16 protein-coding genes are annotated in these 18100 nt (G+C 51.1%); 6 read left to right on the forward strand and 10 right to left on the reverse strand.

Annotation, left to right across the window (positions count from 1 at the left end):
* The first annotated feature begins 92 nt into the window (after positions 1 to 92).
* A complete protein-coding gene (locus tag BFW38_RS01105; protein ID WP_068996729.1) occupies positions 93 to 704 on the forward strand; it encodes a YitT family protein in 612 nt (203 codons plus the stop codon).
* Positions 705 to 1010: 306 nt separating this feature from the next.
* On the forward strand, positions 1011 to 1172 hold the full coding sequence (locus tag BFW38_RS17905; RefSeq protein ID WP_175400913.1) for a hypothetical protein: 162 nt from the start codon (positions 1011 to 1013) through the stop codon (positions 1170 to 1172).
* Positions 1173 to 1394: 222 nt separating this feature from the next.
* Here the strand turns inward: BFW38_RS17905 and BFW38_RS01110 are convergent, their stop codons facing one another.
* Positions 1395 to 1598, reverse strand: coding sequence for a cold-shock protein (locus tag BFW38_RS01110; RefSeq protein WP_068996730.1), 204 nt, complete (start codon positions 1596 to 1598; stop codon positions 1395 to 1397).
* Positions 1599 to 2051: 453 nt separating this feature from the next.
* Between BFW38_RS01110 and BFW38_RS01115 the strand changes: the two genes are divergently transcribed.
* On the forward strand, positions 2052 to 2870 hold the full coding sequence (locus BFW38_RS01115; protein ID WP_084004379.1) for a TraX family protein: 819 nt from the start codon (positions 2052 to 2054) through the stop codon (positions 2868 to 2870).
* Here BFW38_RS01115 and BFW38_RS17575 read toward each other — a convergent pair.
* The 3 genes from BFW38_RS17575 to ilvD all read right to left on the reverse strand — a co-directional run bounded on the left by BFW38_RS17575 (position 2774) and on the right by ilvD (position 6253).
* A complete protein-coding gene (locus tag BFW38_RS17575; protein WP_139116530.1) occupies positions 2774 to 3634 on the reverse strand; it encodes an alpha/beta fold hydrolase in 861 nt (286 codons plus the stop codon). The genes BFW38_RS01115 and BFW38_RS17575 overlap by 97 nt on opposite strands.
* Positions 3631 to 4290 carry a hypothetical protein gene (locus tag BFW38_RS01130; RefSeq protein WP_068996733.1) on the reverse strand — a complete coding sequence of 220 codons (660 nt, stop codon included), beginning with the start codon at positions 4288 to 4290 and terminating at the stop codon, positions 3631 to 3633. Before BFW38_RS01130 ends, BFW38_RS17575 begins: the two co-directional genes overlap by 4 nt.
* A 124-nt stretch (positions 4291 to 4414) precedes the next feature.
* A complete protein-coding gene (gene ilvD, locus BFW38_RS01135; RefSeq protein WP_068996734.1) occupies positions 4415 to 6253 on the reverse strand; it encodes a dihydroxy-acid dehydratase in 1839 nt (612 codons plus the stop codon).
* Positions 6254 to 7032: 779 nt separating this feature from the next.
* Between ilvD and BFW38_RS01140 the strand changes: the two genes are divergently transcribed.
* The 3 genes from BFW38_RS01140 (at position 7033) to BFW38_RS01150 (ending at position 10809) form a co-directional block, all read left to right on the forward strand.
* Positions 7033 to 7515 (forward strand): DUF3015 family protein, encoded by a 483-nt coding sequence (locus BFW38_RS01140; RefSeq protein ID WP_068996735.1) that lies wholly within the window; start codon positions 7033 to 7035, stop codon positions 7513 to 7515.
* 381 nt (positions 7516 to 7896) lie between these two features.
* Positions 7897 to 9792, forward strand: coding sequence for an Lnb N-terminal periplasmic domain-containing protein (locus BFW38_RS01145; RefSeq protein ID WP_139116531.1), 1896 nt, complete (start codon positions 7897 to 7899; stop codon positions 9790 to 9792).
* A 93-nt stretch (positions 9793 to 9885) separates the two neighbouring features.
* Positions 9886 to 10809 carry an alpha/beta hydrolase gene (locus BFW38_RS01150; protein WP_139116532.1) on the forward strand — a complete coding sequence of 308 codons (924 nt, stop codon included), beginning with the start codon at positions 9886 to 9888 and terminating at the stop codon, positions 10807 to 10809.
* 114 nt (positions 10810 to 10923) lie between these two features.
* On the opposite strand, the gene BFW38_RS01155 is transcribed toward BFW38_RS01150, so the two are convergent.
* The 6 genes from BFW38_RS01155 to argA form a co-directional block, all read right to left on the reverse strand.
* Positions 10924 to 11553, reverse strand: a complete 630-nt coding sequence (locus tag BFW38_RS01155) for an outer membrane beta-barrel protein (RefSeq protein WP_068996737.1) — start codon at positions 11551 to 11553, stop codon at positions 10924 to 10926.
* Positions 11554 to 11827: 274 nt separating this feature from the next.
* A complete protein-coding gene (locus tag BFW38_RS01160; protein ID WP_068996738.1) occupies positions 11828 to 12490 on the reverse strand; it encodes a TIGR04211 family SH3 domain-containing protein in 663 nt (220 codons plus the stop codon).
* A gap of 34 nt (positions 12491 to 12524) precedes the next feature.
* Entirely contained in the window at positions 12525 to 13874 is a 1350-nt protein-coding gene (locus BFW38_RS01165) for a sigma 54-interacting transcriptional regulator (RefSeq protein ID WP_068996739.1), read from the reverse strand.
* Between the two features lie 64 nt (positions 13875 to 13938).
* Complete coding sequence (locus tag BFW38_RS01170) at positions 13939 to 14502, reverse strand: hypothetical protein (protein ID WP_139116533.1); 564 nt, start codon at positions 14500 to 14502, stop codon at positions 13939 to 13941.
* A gap of 48 nt (positions 14503 to 14550) precedes the next feature.
* Entirely contained in the window at positions 14551 to 16032 is a 1482-nt protein-coding gene (locus BFW38_RS01175) for a sensor histidine kinase (protein WP_139116534.1), read from the reverse strand.
* Positions 16033 to 16686: 654 nt separating this feature from the next.
* On the reverse strand, positions 16687 to 18003 hold the full coding sequence (gene argA, locus BFW38_RS01180) for an amino-acid N-acetyltransferase (protein WP_068996742.1): 1317 nt from the start codon (positions 18001 to 18003) through the stop codon (positions 16687 to 16689).
* Between the last annotated feature and the right edge of the window lie 97 nt (positions 18004 to 18100).

Raw genomic sequence — 18100 nt, forward strand, 5'->3', positions numbered from 1 at the left:
TTCTCTGGCCGCTGTTAAAGGCCTCAATATGAAGCCCTGTCTGGGTCGATGGCAGGGCTTTTTTTATGTCGAATGTTCTGGAGTGTTTAACAATGACAACAGTGGATCCAGTGCAGCACTCTTTGCTTGAAGATATGGTGGCGATGCTGCTAGGTACCGCCTTAGTGGCATTAGGGATCGCCTTTTATACTCATGCCCAGTTGCTCACAGGCAGTACGGCGGGGATGGCCTTCTTGCTGACCTATGCTTCAGATTGGCGTTTTGGCCCCTTATTCTTTTTGATTAACATCCCTTTTTATATTTTTGGGGTGATGCAGATGGGGTGGCGATTCACTTGCCGGACTTTTGTGGCGGTGGGTCTTGTCTCACTTTTTTCAGAACTCACGCCCCAATGGGTGACTTTTTCGACGTTAGCACCGGCTTATGCCGCCATTCTGGGCGGTTTGATGATGGGCGTCGGTTTTTTGATTCTGTTTCGTCATAAAGCGAGCCTGGGCGGTGTGAATATTTTGTCGTTGTACTTGCAGGATCGCTATGGCATTCGGGCGGGTAAGTTTCAGATGGGGGTTGATGTCTGTATTGTCGCTATGGCCTTTTGGGTCGTGCCTTGGCCGCAAGTGCTTCTATCCGTATTAGGCGCGGTTGCGATGAACTTGGTCGTCGCCTTGAATCATCGATCTGGACGTTATATCGGTGTGAGCTAATCAGCCGCTTTTGTGTCGAATAGACAGACATATCCCCTTTTTGTTTGTAGCGTCTTTGTATGTGGCTTCATCCTGACCTATGATGGATAAAGGTGACAGACAGAAAAGGGGCTTTTCACCGAGAGATTGAGCGCTGACCAAGAGACTTGCAAGTGGAACTTTTGAACATGTGAATGTTCTGATTGTGGTAAGAGTTCTTGTGTTAAGACGTTGCGGTAGGCGAGCCGATGTGCTGAGAGTGTGATATTTGATCACTGGCGCTCATCTGTTTGTTTTTTGTCACTCCCGACTGACCGGAGGGCTGCTATGACCTTAGAAGGTTTAACTGTTGTAATGTGGTTGGCGGCGTTGCTGGCTGGCACTAGTTTGCTATTGAATCAGTGGCGGCAAATCCAAGCAGCACGTCAAATGAAGCGTGTGCCCATCCGGATTGATGACGAACAGCCACGTCGGCGAGAACGTTTCTGACGTTGGTTGGGATGATTTGATGAGCGTGATTTGATTGAAATGACCTAATCGAAACGCCTTAATCAAAATAATCTAATCCAAGTCACATGGTCCAAATAACATAAAACCCGGCAACGATCGTTGCCGGGTTTTTTGATCACCGCGTGGTCATCTGAGTGTTGATCCCCATGGCTATGGCATGGCGATCAATATGAATGGGTCACGCTGTGATCGCCGAGTGCCTTAGGAAACAGTGACTTTAGCCGCCTGCAGTCCTTTTTTGCCCTGAGCCACTTCGTAGGATACCTGCTGCCCTTCCTGCAGGGTTTTGAAGCCGTCGGCTTGGATTTCAGAGAAATGAACGAAGAGGTCATCACCTCCGTCCGCCGGAGTGATAAATCCAAAACCTTTGGCGTCGTTAAACCATTTAACTGTACCGGTTGCCATCTTGCTTTCCTTTACTTTTCCAATCGTTCTTACCAAGAGCCCGGATAGGCCCATCCTTCCGGGTTGAGGTTCTACAAGTGAGACTTCAGCGGACGATCGAAAAGCTCAGGTGGCACTGTCATGATGTCACGTCGCCTCGATGACACTGATGTACTGCTTTGGACTTGCGACCTTCAAAATGAAGACTGGGATATTTTGCAGGCTTTGTCGAGTGCTTTTTAATTGATATTTACATTTCGATTTAATGACAACTTAGTGGGAGGTCGCGTCATATCGCGTTTATAGCATACAAAAACTGGCTGAACTGCGTTTGTAGAAATACCGTGAGCGTTTAAGTGAATAGCTTTCGATCTAGGCTTGTCGCTAAAAAGTATCAGTCGTTATCCCGGGGAAGTCTGGTTAAGGTTTAGCCAACGTTGGGTCTGGTTCCGCGTGTGACATAGGAGACGTGATATGTTGAAAACTTGGCTCGACAACGACACGGCTGAAGCGACGAAGGATCTCGATATGCAGGCAAGCCCGCAGGTGCAGGTGGATAACCGATGGTCGCTATGGGGGCAATGGTTGGCCATGATCACGATGACCCTTGATCATGGGGTCCGTTTTTGGCCGGGTCTTTGGCCCGATTTAGCTTGGGTATCATCGAGTTTTGGCCGTGTGGCTTTTCCACTGTTTGCCTTCATGGTGGCTTGGCATGGCACTTTTAACACGCGTGACCCGTTACATCAGTCCAGTCGTATTTTGCTCATCGGGCTTTTGGCACAACTACCTTTTGTATTGCTGCCGCGCTCCACTCCCACTGAAATTTGGGATTTGAATGTTTGCTTCACCTTGGCGGCAGGCCTTGCGCTCTCGGAGTATGTCATACGAGTGGCTCATCAGTGGCGTCGCTTGCCGATCATGTCCGCTTGTCAGCTGGTCGCGATGTTGGCTGCGCTTGTTTTTTTAGGGCCTTTGATGGATTACGGCATGATTGGCATCGTGGTGTTAATCGTCATGCGGTTGGGCCTTTTAGGGCTGCGTGATGGGCATAAAGCTCAGGCAGGTTTGCTGTTGTTGGTGCCTGTTATTGCGGGCCTGCTGAATAGCTCTGTGATGGCTAAGAGTATTACGGTGGCCACTTGTGTGGTTTTGATCCTGATTGCTTGGCGCTTGGGCGGTCATATTCCCAAACCTCAATGGCGCGTTCCCCGTTGGTTGTGGCGCAGTTGGTACCCGCTGCACTTGGCGTTATTGGCTGTTGTGAGCCATATTCCCGCTTGGATGGCATAGGGGCTGTTTTTATCGCCCGCTTTTATTGTGATGATGCGAGTGCTGAATGTTGTGGGGATGTGAGTGCTGGAGAATAAACTGGGCATTGCGCTCAATGGCTTCATCCCAGCAATCCTTGGTCGTGCGACCACTGCGTTTGGTGGGAATAAAGCTATGGTCTCCGGCTTCGATCCAATGTATTTGAAGAGGGCTCGGAAGCTCATAGCTTGCGACGTCATCAGGCCGACCAAAAGGATCCCCTGTGTGCCTTGGGTAATCAGTAGCGGGTGTGATGCGTTGTGAAGGGGGAGTAAACGAGTTTTGTCCGGCTTTCCCGGTGGGTGAAAAGGGTAGCCCAGTGCAATGACCCCAGTAATGTGGGCCTGTGCTTGACTCGCGATGACGGCCATTCGCCCGCCCATGGATTTGCCTCCGATCCAAAGCGGCGGCTCTTTCGGGGCTTGATCAATCATCTGATGCCAATAATCGATCAGTATGGGTTGGCGGTCAGGGGGGCGCCGCTGACCTTCAAGGCAGGCACGCTGCATATAGGGGAAGTTAAAGCGAATGACTTGAATGCCCTGTTGTGCGAGCCCTTCAGCCATTGCTGTCATGAAAGGGCTATGCATACTTTCGCCCGCCCCATGAGCCAAAAGGAGTGTCGCTTGGCAGGGTTGGCGAGCGGGCGTGAGTAACGGCGTACTGACTTCGACCTGCGTTGATGCCGTTTGAGCCGATGTCGTTTGAGTTGATATCGGCTGAGCCGATGTTGATAACACTGTCATGGTATTGATTGGGGCTTGTTACGCCCACACCCCACCCATTCTTGGTCGTTGTGGTCCAGTAACACTCGGATTGGCCAACGTTGACCGCTTACGGGGTCCATACAGCCCACATGCTCCTGGGTCAGTATTGGGGCTTGGTTTCCGTTTAACTTAAAACGTTTAACCAGCATGCCTTGCTCCAATGGGCGCCAGCCGGAAAAGTGACGAAGTTGTTGGCCTGTTTTCAAGGTCAAGCTACCATCACTGTACATGTCCAGTTGCCAGGCCGGGCTTTGCCCACGGGCTTCCCAAATAACCGGCTGGTCGGGAGTGGCTTGAGCGGTGGTGCCTATCGGGGCGACGGTTTCTCTGCAATAAGTGGGCTGGTTGCCTTCCAGCTGTAAGCGGGCCTGATGAGGGCGGTAGAGAAAGTTATTATGCTTGCCTTCGGCATAGAGTCGCCCAGAGATAGAACGAGCACGTTCCATCTCGATCCATTGCTGCTGTTTCGCTGGGCTAATCCACGCTTTTTGGTCTGTGAGCCGTGCCTCATAAGTACCGGCTTTACCGCAATCGTACCAAGTCGATGAAGCTTCTTCAGCGGGCTGAATATGGGTACAGCCAGACAGTACGATCACACCGACCAGTGATAAAGCGTAAGTACAGAATAACCGCATGAAATACAACCTCGAGGCTCATCATTAAGTGGGGCAGTATTGGCTCTAGAGCCCAGGGACGATCATTCGATCATCGCCCCTGGTGGTTTGACATGAATCGTTCTAAGCCGAGTTTGGCGCTCTATCAGTCAGGTAACTTGCTGACATCTCGTACTGCACCTTTATCCGCCGACGTGGCCAACATTGCATAAGCCTTCAAGGCCGTGGAGACTTTACGCGGACGAGGCTGTGCGGGTTTCCAACCCAGCGCTTCTTGGGCTTTGCGGCGTTCGGCCAATGTGGCTTCATCGACTTGAAGTTCAATCTTGCGATTGGGGATATCGATTAAAATCGAGTCGCCATCTTGAACCAGGCCAATCGTGCCACCGGCGGCAGCTTCAGGTGACGCATGACCAATAGATAGGCCAGAAGTCCCACCAGAGAAGCGTCCATCAGTCAAAAGTGCACAGGCCTTGCCCAGCCCTTTCGATTTCAGGTAGCTGGTGGGGTACAGCATTTCTTGCATGCCTGGCCCGCCTTGAGGGCCTTCGTAGCGGATGATGACGACATCGCCCGCTTTGACTTGGTCATTGAGGATGTGCTGTACCGCTTCCTCTTGAGATTCAGTGACATGGGCTGTGCCTTGGAAGACCAGGATAGAGTCATCCACCCCAGCGCTTTTAACCACGCAACCATCTTCAGCTAAGTTGCCATAAAGCACGGCAAGACCACCTTCACTTGAAAAGGCATGCTCAAGGCTACGAATACAGCCTTGGGCTCGATCGCCATCCAAGGTGGGCCAGCGAGTCGACTGGCTGAAGGCTTCTTGAGAGGGGATACCCGCAGGGCCTGCCTTATAAAACTCAATAACAGCTTCACTGGGTTGGCGCATGATGTCCCATTGCGCTAGCGCTTCTGCCAATGTTTTGGCATGTACCGTGGGCATTTGAGTATTGATCAGGCCTGCTCGGTCCAGCTCGCCCAAAATACCGTAGATCCCGCCCGCGCGGTGAACATCTTCAATATGGTATTTCTGAGTGTTCGGCGCGACCTTGCATAGCTGTGGGACTTGGCGTGATAGGGCATCAATATCGCTTAAGGTGTAATTCACCTCGGCTTCTTGTGCGATGGCCAATAGATGCAAAATCGTATTGGTGGAGCCGCCCATGGCGATATCTAACGCCATGGCATTACGAAAAGCCCCTTCGTTGGCGATATTACGTGGCAGCACTTGAGCATCATCCTGCTCATAGTAGCGCTTGGCCAGTTCAACGATTCTGTGGCCGGCTTCTTCAAATAACCGACGACGGTCGCTATGAGTGGCTAATGTTGTGCCGTTGCCGGGTAGCGATAGACCCAGGGCTTCGGTCAAGCAGTTCATTGAGTTAGCGGTGAACATACCAGAACAAGAGCCACATGTCGGGCAGGCGCTCCGCTCATATTCAGCGACGGTGTCATCATCGACACTGTCGTCGGCGGCGATCACCATGGCATCCACGAGGTCGAGGCCATGTGAAGCCAGCTTCGTCTTACCCGCTTCCATGGGGCCGCCGGAGACAAAGATAACCGGAATGTTCAAGCGCATAGCGGCCATCAGCATGCCGGGTGTGATCTTATCGCAGTTGGAAATACAGACCATGGCATCGGCGCAGTGGGCATTGACCATATACTCAACGGAGTCTGCGATCAGATCACGAGAGGGTAAAGAATACAGCATGCCGTCATGGCCCATCGCAATGCCATCATCAACGGCGATGGTGTTGAACTCTTTGGCGACCCCACCGGCTTTTTCAATCTCGCGCGCCACCAGTTGTCCCATGTCTTTGAGGTGGACATGGCCTGGTACAAATTGAGTAAAAGAGTTAACAACAGCGATAATGGGTTTTTGAAAATCATCATCTTTCATGCCAGTGGCGCGCCATAAAGCACGGGCCCCGGCCATGTTACGGCCTTGTGTGGTCGTATGAGAGCGATACGCGGGCATTTTAACCTCAATCATTCTTGTGAAAGCCTCTGGTGGGCTTTGCACGGCGTCTCAGTCGTGAATACTCAACGATGATGACCCTATCGAGTCGTGGCTTAAACGATCAAGCCTGTTTCGCATCATGGGCTTCATCATCAGTGCTATCTCGATCATCAGTGCTATCTAGATTATTAGTACTATCTAAATCATCAGTACGATCTAAATAGCTGCTATCGAAATCGAAATAGGAACTGTCGAATATTCATGAAATTTTTCGTGTCCAGCGGCTTAAAGCCGTCCGCTCATTCTACACGCATACGCCGAATACACACATCCCTGGTTGAGGTATGAACTTCTGGGCTGGTGGTGATCGGCGGTGGTGTATTACGGGTATTGCGATGTTTCTAAAGTGCGACGGTTGTGGTCGGTTGGGTTAGTTTAATTAAATAGGGTTCAGCCGTACTGAGTATCGTTTTATGATGCTTTTTTATGGCTGCTTTTAACTATTGGTATTATTAATGCCATTGGTATTATTAATGCCATTAAATCAGTTTTTTAAAGGCATCTTAGCTAGTGGCCATATTGTTGGATCTTATTGGAAGAGTTCGCGATATGTTCGGCGCATTTTCAGATACTGATGTGTTTATTGATATCAAGATTCATCTGATTGAATATTGAACATGGGTATTATTGAACGTTTGTGACATTGACGTTGAATGTAGGCTAAGATGATTTAGTGCTGTGAATGCAGTGCTTCGGGATCGGGTTCCGTAATTAATAAATAAGAAGGATTGACTATTATGAAAAAGATGATTGCTGCTGCGGTTCTAGCTGCCATGCCCTTTACAGCTGCTCAGGCTGATCCTGATGCCGGTTGTGGTCTGGGGTCTATGATTTTTGCCGGTAAAACAGGTCTGACCTTTAAAGTGCTGGCCGCAACGACTAATGGTTCTTCTGGTAACCAAACGTTTGGGATGAGTTTCGGCACCTTGGGTTGTGATGGTAAAGGTACTGTGAGCTCCCGTGAAAAAATCTCCATGTTTATTGATAATAACCTGGATAATCTGGCCCGTGATATGTCTCGTGGCGAAGGTGAATCTCTGGATACGCTGGCTGCACTATGGGGTATGGATTCTGCCGAAAAAGCACAGCTGTCCACGCTGGCCAAAAATAACTTTGGTCAGGTGTTCTCTTCTGAAAGCGTCACCGCTCAGGATGTTGTGAACAACCTGAATGCACTGATGGCCGATGATCAAGCGCTGAGCCAGTACACTCTGAGCTAAATCACGCTTGATGAACCATCCATTCTCCATGCCGATGAGCACGAGAGATTAACTTTGGTGCTGATTTAATGGCGGTGGGCGGTTTAAAAGAGTTAAAGATGAGGGGCGCTTAGGCGCCCCTTGTTTGTATCTAGTGTTTTATTATTGAGCATTATGTGAGTCCTATCAGGAACTTCCTTGTTTTGAGGGGGCTCATTATGCTCAAGACAACACGGTGATGGACTTGGCGTGTTGGGGTTGTAACAGGATAGATATTGATATGATGCTATTTAAATCATGGTTATGATGTGAGTCCGCTTAACGCCTATTGAATAGGGTGATATATAAAGTGATTCAGGGCGGGACACTTTTATTGATTAATTGGAATGGGGCGAGGTGATTTTGCGCGTTTTTCAATCTGGACTGACGGTTGTGGTCGGGTGGTTATTCAGCCAGTGGGTGTTAGCCAGTGGGCTACCCAACTTTACGATGCTGGCGCAAGAAAACGCCTGGCAGCAATTGGGTCATTATCATCAGACTTTATCGGGATGGGAAAGCCAAGTCGATGACCCTGATTTCTTTCTCGCCCCTGATGGTCAACATAACCCCGAAGCGGAACTCCGTGCGACTTGGGACTCTCTGCAAGGAGCGCTTCGAACATCGCTTGATGAAGCTGAGGATATTCGCTGTCATTGGCCCGCGCGAGTGCATTGGCTAGAACGACGGCTGAGTCTGGATATTCCCGAACGTGCTTGCCCTGAGATGGATCGCTGGTTGTCGGCGGTGGCTGCATACAATATGACGCTAGTCTTCCCTGGGGGCTATATGAATAGCCCGTCCTCAATGTTTGGTCATACCTTATTACGTTTGGATGCCCAAGATCGTAGCCGTAACCCTGATCTAACGGCTTATGCGGTGAATTTTGCAGCCAATGTGGCCGCCGATCAGCAGGATGCCCTTTATGCCATTAAAGGGATTTTTGGCGCTTATGGTGGCTTTTTCTCGTTAATGCCTTATTACAAAAAGGTCAATGAATATAATGACCTGGAAAGCCGGGATTTGTGGGAGTATCGGCTAAATCTCTCGCCTGAAATGTTACAGCGTGTGCTGTGGCACCTTTGGGAGCTGAATGATATTCGCTTTGATTACTGGTTCTTTGATGAAAACTGCTCCTACCAGTTGTTGGCATTACTCTCTGTTGCCCGAGATGATTTAAACCTGACTCAAGGCTTTGATCTTTATGCGATTCCGGTGGACACCATTCGTCGCTTACGTGAAGAGGGTTTATTGGGGCAAGTGCATTATCGGCCGTCTTTTGCGACTCGTTTAAACGCGATGAGTGAACAGATGCCTGCTGAGGCGGTGTCCGTAGCGAATCAGTTGGCGCAACCGCAGGCGCCCACCGCGCCGGTGGATCGTTTGACTCGCGATCGTCAAAAAGCGGAAGCCCTTGAGTTGGCCTATGAATGGATGAACTTCCGGTTTCAGCATCAACCGTTACCGCGTGAAGAGGCTGCGCCGCAATTGAGGCGCTTACTGTTGGCGCGTGCTCGGGTGCCGGGTGGAAGCCCATTTGAATCGGTTCAAACGCCTGAAGTGACCCCTGATGAGGGGCATGCTTCATCCCGCTGGACGGTAGGGGCGGGTCATTATGAGGGCAACTCTTATTTGGATCTAAGGTTGCGGCCGTCTTATCACGATATGTTGGATGATCCCGCTGGATACTTGCCAACCGCTGAGTTGAACTTCCTTGAGCTGGATATGCGTTATTGGGCTGAAGATGCGCGTTTGGAGCCTTGGCGCCTGACGGTGATGGAGTTGGCCAATTACGCGCCGCGTACGCCCATTTTTAAGCCCCTGGCCTGGCGTCTGAAAATAGACGGTACACAGGTGGGCGAACCGGGTGAGGGATACTGGCGTGGGCGCTTTGCGGTCGATGCCGGTCAAGTGGTGGGCCAGATGAATGGCCTCTATGGTTTTGCATTTGCTGGGATTGAAGCACAAGCGGGTCATGCCAGTGGTGGGCTCGATCAGCCCGGCCATGACCAAGCATGGGGTTTGGCTCCCAGCGTCTCTTTAGGTAGCGGTTGGCAGCCACTGGACCGGTTGCGTTTACGTCTGGAAGCACGCTGGTTGCCCTTTGTGAGCGGTAACCAGGGGGATGTCTTTCAAGGTCAGGTCGGTGCTAATTGGCGCCTTTCCCGTGAACAGGCGATTCGTCTTGAATGGCAAGCTGAGCACCAAGCGCAAGGAGAGACTCGGGATGATATCCGAGTCAGCTGGTTACATTACTTTTAATTCATGACCGGTCATGGGCGACATGAGTGATCAGTTGAATCGATGGTCGGTTATGCGGCTGTTTGTATGACCATGGTGATGAGGATGGTGTGAGTGAGAAGACAATATGGAACCTTCGCGATATTGGGAGTGATGCTCAGCTTTCTCAGCGGTTGTAGCAGCTTGTTTTATTGGCCTGAATCGAAATGGGTGCGTACGCCTGATGATGTTGGCTTAACGTTTCAAACGCTCGATTTTGAAAGCACTGATGGCACGCCGCTCAGTGGTTGGTGGTTACCGGCACAAAATGGTGAACCGGCTTTAGGCGTTGTGCTCCACCTTCATGGCAATGCGGAAAATATCAGCACTCATTTTGGTAATGTGTATTGGCTGGCTGAACAAGGCTGGCATGTAATGGAGTTTGACTATCGTGGCTTTGGTCATTCACAAGGTTCACCAGATATTATTGGTGTTCATCGCGATGCCAGGGCTGCGTTAGCACTGGCTGCTCAACGAGCAGAAGCGCTAGGTTTACCGTTGATTGTCTTTGGGCAGAGCATCGGCGGGGCCACCGCCATTACGGTACTGGGGCGCGCACCAGAAGCGCAGTATGTACGGGGGGTTCTGATTGACAGTGCTTTCTCTAGTTATCGCGACATTGCGCGAGAAAAGCTGGGAGATATTTGGCTGACATGGCCCTTTCAGTATCCGCTGTCTTGGCTATTTAGTGACGATTTAAGCCCCATTCGCTATGTGGATCGAATCAGCCCCACACCGCTGGTGCTTGTGGCCAGTCGCGATGATACCGTCGTGCCTGCCCATCACAGTGAGCGTTTATTCGAGAAAGCTCATTCCCCCGTGGCCCTTTGGTTACTGGATGACCATCGGCACATCGTTTTCCCCAGCACGCTTGTTGGGCGACGTAAGATCTCTGCGCTTTTCCAATGCTGGGCGGCAACGCCTCAGCCTCAAGGCGAATGCATCCAGCAAGCCGATCAAGAGAGTGGCACAAGAGTACTCGGCAGTGAGGTCCGTTAATCGTGTGCGTGAGCGGGATAGGTCAGTGAAGTGAATCCATGTTGATCAATCATGAGCCCTACCATCATGAGGTATGGCAGGGCTTGAAATCGCCAGCTTAAATGAGTCGCCCGCTTAAAAGTGATAGTAGGCGCCAAGGTAGCCGTACGATAGGTGGTTCAGGGTATATTTGCGGTTGTAGTAATAATCATCGTCTTCAGATTCGGCATCGGTTTTGCTGTAGCGGTAGCCGAGTTCGAGTGTGACGGGGCTGTCACCTAATTGGACGATGCCACCGACTTGCCCTCCAAAGGCTGCACTTGCATCGGTATCATCATCGGCATCGTCATGACTGAAGCCTGCTGTTCCGACATGGCCACCGACAAACAGCTGAACACCGTCAGCTAAAGGCAGCAGAAAATCGGCATTGGCCGTGATCGTTACTGCGGCGGCGTTATCCCAGACCACTCCCCCCAGTTCACCATAGAGGCGAAAGTGCTCGGAGGGCTTATAGCCAAAACGCCCTGACAAGGCGGTCGTGGTGTCACTATCGACCTCTCCTTCATATTGACGGGACCAGGGTGTGCGGCGTTGTGAGTAATCGATGTCACCATCACCTGCGCCCAAAGCCCCCCCTACGAACAAATTAAGCTCTTCGGCTTGTGCGTGTTGCACAGGCACAAATGATAGCCCTGCGAGGAGTGTTAACGAGGCGGTGAGTGTGAAGAATGGATGCCGTGCCTTATGGTGCTGGAGAGGGTGCATGATCAAATCCCTGATATGAGATGGTGATAGTGTATCGCTCGATACGAACGTGTTGAGTATGGTGAATTACGTTATTAGTGAAGAGCGTCCCAGGTGCACGATATGTTAATACATCAAATTGACGCTTACTGGCCTGATTTTCTCTAATTTTTTGTAGGATAAACAAATATGGCGCTTGGGTCAGCCTCCCAAACGCCATAAGTTTATTCACCGACATGTCTTGAATTCAGCAGCAGGCTCAACCCTAGAGGCGGCTAAAAGTGTTGGCCATTGGTTAGGCCCAGTCGGTTTTTTTACGTCGTTTCAGCATGGGTAATAATAAGCCTAAGAGCATACCCACAATCAGAATACCGGCGCCGACAATTAAGCAGTCCCGGATGATGTTGGTGCGTAACACCACATTCTGTGTGCTGAGATCCTCAGTTTGTGTTTCAAGTTTGCTGAGACGTTGTTTTAACGTCTTATTTTCATCCACGATTTGCGGCAAGTTGCCTGTCGACTCACGCAGTTTCTTGTGCTCGCTCTGTAAGTCATCGTATCGCGTTTGCAAATCACTCAGAGATTTTTTGAGTTCATCACGGGTGGTTCGGGTTTCAGTTAGTGATGACTCTAAAGATTGGTTCTCTTCTTTGAGTTGGGTCACGGTTCTTTCAGCAGAGGCCAAGCGGGCTTTGGCTGAAGGCGTGTCGCTGATTTGGTCTGCCAGCATCCAGCCTTCACCAAAGGGTGTACTGACTTTCGCCCAGCCTTGCTGGGTATCTTGTACATCAATACGGGTGCCCGCTGGCATCAGCTTGGTAATCCGGTACTGGGTGCCTGGGCCCGTGCGTAGATTGACCGACAGATCATCAGTCACATAGGCCGCCTGCGCCACAGCTGAGACACTCAGCAGGACGAGAAGCAATAAGCGGGACAGTACGGATAGCGGGTTCTGCATTTGAGCCTCTTAACTAAATCATGCGCACCAGCGGTTAGCCGGCCGACTTGCTTTCTTTGAACATGGCCGCTTCAAGATCATGCCGATTAAGGAGTTTATAGAAATCGGTCCGGTTACGCCCAGCGATTTTAGCGGCTTGAGTGACATTACCTTCAGTGAGTTTCAGTACTTTGCTGAGGTATGTTTTTTCAAACTCAGCCCGGGCATCATTAAACGACGGAATGCCTTGAGCTTCATGACTCAGCGCTTGAGCCACTTGGGCTTCACTGATCATGGGTGTTGGGGTGAGCGCGACACACTGCTCAACCACATTCACCAGCTGGCGTACGTTACCCGGCCAAGGTGCACTGGCGAGCATGGCCATGGCATCACGTGAGAACCCTTTGACCGAGGGCTTGTGACGCTCAGCGGCTCTGGCCAGGTGGTGCCTTGCCAACATCGGAATATCTTCCGGTCGTTCCTGAAGAGAGGGTAACCGAAGATTGACGACGTTCAAGCGATAGTAAAGATCTTCACGAAATTCCGTGTTTTCCATCGCTGTTTCAAGATCTCGATGGGTGGCCGAGATAATGCGAACATCAATATCGACGTGATGAGTGGCACCGAGTGGCCTGATTTGACGTTCTTGCAAGGCGCGTAGCAACTTGACCTGAACGGCTAATGGCATGTCGCCGACTTCATCCAGGAACAGGGTGCCGCCATTGGCCGCTTGAAATAAACCCTCATGCTCACTGGTAGCGCCGGTGAAGGCGCCCTTGGCGTGGCCAAAGAGTTCAGATTCAAGCAGTTGCTCGGGTAAAGCACCGCAGTTGATGGCGACAAACGGCTTATCTCGGCGTGTGCTGGCCTTGTGAATCGCTCGTGCTAGGAGCTCTTTCCCGGCACCGGATGGGCCTGTCACCAGTACGCTGACATCAGAAACCGCAACCCGGCGTGCCTGTTCTAAGATCTGTTCCATTTTGGCGCTGTGGGTAATGATCTCCCGGCGCCAGGTATCATCGCATTGCGGCGCGCTTTGCGATAAGGCCTCTTCGATAATACGGAACAGTTCTTGCTTTTCGACCGGTTTGGGCAGGAAGCCAAAGACTCCCTGACGGGTTGCACTCACGGCTTCAGGAATGCTGCCGTGCGCGGTGATGATAATTACCGGGAGTCCTGGATTTGCTTGCTGGATATGGCCAAAAAGATCCATGCCATCCATCTCATCCATTCGAAGGTCGCTAATCACCAAATCAGGTGGATAACGCTTCAGGCACTCTAGTGCTGAGCGCCCATCGTGAGCGCAAGTCACTTGGTAACCACCGCTCTCAAGCCTGAGCGAGAGCAGTTTGAGCAGGCTGGGATCGTCGTCAACCAGAAGGATATGAGCCTTGTCTGCCGTCATGTTAGGGACCTTTCATGATCGATTATCGAATGTCCGCCTCAGCCGGCGCTTTTCGCTTTGTGGCTTACTGGCGGACTTCTTGCTTACGCAAATTAATACTGCGTTCGATATCGGTCAGTGCCTGTAGTTTCTCTTCCAGCTGGTCACGTTGGCGCTCGAGATCCTGAATTTGATCCAGGGTATTGGCATGACGTGCTTGCAAATGCTCAAGCGTGGCATGCCACTCCAGTTGCATCGTGAGCCAGCCCCGAAGTGTGGGCGGCATTTGATCCGATACCGATGTCATCAGGGTGCGTGCCTGATTGGCCTGTGCCGAAGATGCGCCCGGTTGGCTCAGCAGTGCGATACGCTGCACTTGGCCGACCAATGTTTTGGGCAGTGTTGAAACTTCGGCTGCTCGCTCATGGCTATCTTGCCCCCTATGCTCTTCTAGCCAACGATTCCAGGCCCTCATTTGGCAAGTGTCGTCCTTGAGAGACAGCGATGTTTGGATCGGGCAGGAGCGCTCAACCATGGCAGATTTCGCATTGCTCGTTGGCCATTGGCTACAACCTGTCATCAGTAATACAGTACTTAAAACAAGGGCACTCACGCGCAGTGCGTGATGATAAGGCCTTAAGATTTTCATTAGTTCCCATTCCAATTCATAGCGTGACCAACTTCGCCTGCGCCATTTTTAGGCGGTTGGTAAAATAATTTCAAAGCACACATCAACATCATCACGGTCGATTAAATGGATCTGGCCACCTTGCACGCGTGCGCAATCTGCCGCGACCGACAGGCCGATTCCTGAGCCTTTTACCGGGCCATTTCGTTTGGCGCTTCCTTGACGAAATGGCTCAAAAATATGTTGTGCGTCGGCAGGCGGAATCTTGGGGCCTGTATTGCCTACTCTTACTTTTTGATTATCGTTTTGTCGTTCGATTTCAACACGAATGATACCTTGCTCATCACCGTAAAAGACCGCATTTGAGATTAAATTATCTAAGCTCCGGCGGATGAGACGGCGATCACCAAAACATAATGTTTCTGGGTCTGGCAAAATCACCTCAATCGCTTTTTGTCTGACCGTCAGACGGTAGCCTACCAAGACTTCATCCAATAACGCTCGCAAATCAAAATCTCGTTTATCGACGTCTTGGTGCCCCTGAAGCAGGTTGTAGTCTAGCAGTTGCTCAATCAATGCTTGCAGTTGTCGGCTGTTTTCGCTGAGTAGGTCGGTGATATCTCGCTGTTCATCTGTCAGTGGCCCGAGGACTTGATCATGCAGCAAATCCCCCGCTTCCCGAATACTGGCAAGGGGGGTTTTCAGTTCGTGAGACATATGCCGGAGAAACTGACGTTTTTGAGCATCAACTTCATCCAAACGTTCCGTCAACCAGTCGAGCCGTTCTCCCAACATCACCAGCTCGGCCGGACCTCGAAGAGGGGTTTTTTCCTCTGGAGCATCGGGGTCGCCAATGCTTCGAATCCTGCGTTCAAGACGATGGATGGGACGTACAATTAAATAACTGAATAGGACGACCAGCAACAGCGATAAACCAATCAGCAAGGCGGCCTGCCACCAGATCCGCTGGCGAACATGCAAGGTATGTTGACGCATTTGTTCCAGCGCCTGATCCACCTGCTGGCGGCTACTGTTTTGGTATTCTTGTGATAAGGGGACCAGTTCCGTCAGCGCTTCAAGCGCGGCGTCTGGTGTTGGGTCTTGGCCTGCGCCTAGTGTGGCCAGCTTCGGCATGAGCGCTTGTAGCATAGGCTCAGTTTCAGGTGTCGGCAATGTCTCAAAACGCATGCTTAAAAGACGAATAAATTGCGCCTGCTGTTGCTGGAGAACATCGAGCAGGTCGGCATCTTCGACAACCTGGTACTGGCGCGCCGTGCGTTCGATATCCAGTGCGAGGCTGGAAATACTTTGGGCGCGGCGAGTGTACTCAACGGCTTGACGAGCGCTTTCATCGGCCAATACCGATAATTGTTTTAAGGCTTGTGATGATTGGCCCAGCAAGATGCCTAGCGGCAGCATGACCATGCCGAAACCAATCAATACCAATTGCAGTAGCGAGCGTGGCCGCCAGCGAGTACGCGCCATATCAATCCAATTACGAGGGCTTTGCCATTGCCAGGCTCGCCTTTTGAGTTGTCCGATAAAGATCACAAGGTTACCAGAAGTCAGTAATTATCGCTGTAATAGCGCTGAATGGGTATCTATTTCTGTCACGTGATACTCACAACCCAGAGCAGCATGAACCCGTGCGTTAAGGCAAAAAAGTTGAGGCAAAAAAAACGGGCCGACTGGGTCGGCCCGCAATTACGCAGGGAACTGAAGGGAAAAGAGCTCTCGTAACATTCTGCCTGGTCATGAGAATTTTACGAGTCGTCCGGTGACTGGGTCGCTCCCGGACTGGCAGTGTCAATGGGTGACTGCTTGATTAAGGTATTGCGAAAGGCATGCCAATTTTTATAAAAATCATTTTAAAACAGATTGTTATGATTTTTGTTGTGCGTGGTTTGGCTAAAATTTATGTCGCTGAGCCTGTAAAGTGTAAAAGAATGTTTATGAATGGAGACAGTATTTGAGGTGATTTGATAGAAGCGCCTATTCAAGGCTGTTCTGGCGTCTCTGAATCGCGACTTTGATTTGACGCCTAGTCGCATCAATACGTACATTTATTTGTTTTCAGGCGAAGATCGAGGAGGGGGCGCTCAGGTCTTGATGGTCTTCGCGCTTTTAATCGAAGCTCGTTAATGGATCAAAATCGATTATTGCGTTCGCTAAAATAGGCCCATGACCACTTCTGAGTCCTATGAATTATAGCCACTTCACAAAAATGCGAGAGTTGCGTTGCCAGTTGTAGAGGGCGCGCCTGGCCATAGGCAGGCTTTCCACCGAGGCGGGCTCAAACCCGTGTTCTCGAAACCAATGGGCAGTATGCGTTGTTAATACGAAGAGTTGGTCTAAGCCTTGGGCTCGGGCTTGGCGTTGGATGTGGGCTAGGAGTGCATCTCCGCGTTGCCCTCGGCGGTACTCTGGGGCAATCACAACACATGCCAGTTCTCCTGCTCTTTGCTCCGGATAAGGGTAAAGTGCTGCACAGCCAATAATGCTGCCATCGCGATCAATGACGGTAAAGCGCTCTATTTCAGCTTCAAGCAGTTCGCGTGAACGTCTGACCAGAATGCCTTGGTCTTCAAAGGGTTTTAAGAGGGCCAGCAGGCCGCCGACATCTTCGATGGTTGCCCCGCGCAATGTCTCATAGCCCTGCTGAGTCAACATGGTGCCATCACCATCACGGGTAAAGAGCTCTTGTAACAGAGCGCCATCTCGTAAATAACTCAATAAATGGGCGCGTTTCACGCCTCGACGACAGGCCCAGCAGGCCGCTCTCAGGTGACGTGATAGGGTCGTGTGGCTATCTAAGCGGGCAAGGTGAGGATCGGCTTCTCTTGGCGCTAACTCTCGAATCAACTGATCTTCTGTGTTCTTAAGCCCAGCATCTTGGCCAAGTAAGATGAGCTTATCGGCGTTGAGGTGAGTGGCGGCGGCCATCGCCACGCTTTCGGCATCCAAGTCGAAGGCCTCCCCTGTGGCGGAATAACCTAAGGGTGACATCAGCACAATGGCGCCCTTGTCGAGTAGGTCTTGAATGGCTTCTGTTTGGACTTTGCGGACTTCACCGGAAAAGTGAAAGTCGATGCCGTCGCGTACACCCATCGGGCGTGCGGTAATCAGGTTGCCGCTCATGACGCGCAGCGCTGCACCGTGCATCGGTGAGTTAGGGAGTCCCATGGAAAGACGGGCTTCCAGTTCACTCCGGACAGCGCCCACGCTTGCCAAAAGGTGAGGCATGAGATCGGGGTGAGCGATCAGCCTATCTTGATGGGTGTGCCAATGGAGGCCTGCTTCGGTGAGGCGTTGATGGAGTTGGGGGCGGGCACCATGCACCAGCACCAACTTCACGCCTAGTGAGTGCAGCAGCGCGATATCGGCAATGAGATTCTCAAGCGTATCACTGAGAAAGGCATCACCCTCAAGCAGCAAAACAAAAGTTTTGCCTCGATGCGCGTTGATATAGGGAGATGATTGACGAAACCAGTGAACAAACTGGTGGCTGCTGATGTCGGCCAAGGCCTGCCTCTCATAACATGAGCTCTGTTGCCCGACTGCTATGTTAACAGTCGGGCACAGTGCTGTCAGGCCTTTACGGTGTTAATCCGTAAACTGA

Origin of the sequence: Terasakiispira papahanaumokuakeensis (assembly GCF_001709345.1) — a bacterium.
GTDB classification, from domain to species: domain Bacteria; phylum Pseudomonadota; class Gammaproteobacteria; order Pseudomonadales; family Halomonadaceae; genus Terasakiispira; species Terasakiispira papahanaumokuakeensis.